The sequence below is a fragment of the Leptospira brenneri genome, assembly GCF_002812125.1.
GTDB lineage: Bacteria > Spirochaetota > Leptospiria > Leptospirales > Leptospiraceae > Leptospira_A > Leptospira_A brenneri.
Window position 1 is genome coordinate 1 of the sequence record NZ_NPDQ01000027.1, and the last position, 1,253, is coordinate 1,253.

The following is a 1,253-nucleotide window of genomic DNA, read 5'->3' on the forward strand; positions in this document are numbered from 1 at the left end:
TTTCTAGTGGCTGCTTTGGAGAAACATCGACAACCTCACCTTGAAATTCGAGGATTTCATCTCCCTTGGAAAGTTTGCCTTCATACCAAGAATACCATTTGACCTCCTGGCCTTTTTTGATCAGTTGCGAATTGTAACCTAATCCCTTTGGTAGTTTAATGCGGAGTTCAGCTGAGGGTTCCTTTCTTCCTTCGATGATGTCGGCCTCTAAAATTTTATGTAGAGTGATAAGCCCGACTTCTAATCGTTGTTTCATGATGAGGGTCATTTAATTCAACCTCATTTGTGCCGCCTGAAAAACACGATTATCAACTAATGCAGGGATAACAATCTCACCTCCTATGTTATATTTTAGAATTTGAGAGTTGTTTGAAAGGCGAATTAGCTGACTAAAATGTTCCGTTTTGTAATACTTTAAAGAAAGGTTTGTATAGCTGTCTTCTGCGGTAACAGTATGCAACTGATTGGAGATGGGGATTTGTCTTCGAACAAAAAGCCGCAATCCTTCTTCTAAGTCATCATACCATTTGAAACCAAGTTTTGAATTATAAAATGAGTTATCCTCTCGGATGAGAGGCCAGAGAGTCCATTCACCCCAATAATAGGCTGCAATCCTCTGAAGCGTTTCGCCAGCGGTTACAACATGAACTCGTTCGTTGCTTTTACCGGAAATCATAGGGGATTTTCCAAATCAAATGTTGGATCATCACTCAATGCCTCTAGCCGAACAGGTAACTCATGGGCTCGGTCTTCATCAGGGAGTTCGATTTTTGTGAGTAGAATAAACTCAATCCCTACTGAGTTTAATTTTGGATGAATGACTCTTACGGAATCTAATTGATTCCAAACTATCAAAATCTTTTTGAGTTCTGCAAGTGCCAAGGCTTGCAATCCCGTTGACGCAACATATTCAAACTCAATCGTTAATCGCCAATTTCCCCATCCGACTGCTTCGAGAACTTCCCCCTTTGAACCTCCAACTTGCGTAGCAGAGTAGCCTTTCTCACGAGTGGCAGTAACTTTTGTTCCGCGAGGACAAGTATATGTTCCGATCTGTAATGGATCTAAGTCACCCGCTGTGAATCCTAAAAACGGGCCTCCTGGTACTGGGTCTAAAAGCATTTCTCCTCCTATCTATAAAATGCTGCAATGCGGCTTAACTCTTGTTCGAGGCTATGTCCAGCAAGGAGTCCTGCCTCTTTATAGCCATCTTTTCCTGAGTTAAATATCGCCTTACCGACGATATTCTCAAT

Annotated in this window: 2 protein-coding genes and 1 pseudogene; all 3 read right to left on the reverse strand. The window is 41.7% G+C overall.

All coding sequences use genetic code 11. The features are described 5' to 3' along the window. Window positions 1–256 (reverse strand): annotated as a pseudogene (locus CH361_RS19525) (late control protein); the annotation flags it as partial. Window positions 257–268: 12 nt separating this feature from the next. Beyond that, window positions 269–676: a LysM peptidoglycan-binding domain-containing protein gene (locus CH361_RS19530; RefSeq protein WP_100792501.1), complete on the reverse strand. Its 408-nt coding sequence runs from the start codon at window positions 674–676 to the stop codon at window positions 269–271. After that, window positions 673–1,122, reverse strand: a complete 450-nt coding sequence (locus CH361_RS19535) for a DUF6046 domain-containing protein (protein WP_100792502.1) — start codon at window positions 1,120–1,122, stop codon at window positions 673–675. The genes CH361_RS19530 and CH361_RS19535 overlap by 4 nt, the downstream gene beginning before the upstream one ends. Between the last annotated feature and the right edge of the window lie 131 nt (window positions 1,123–1,253).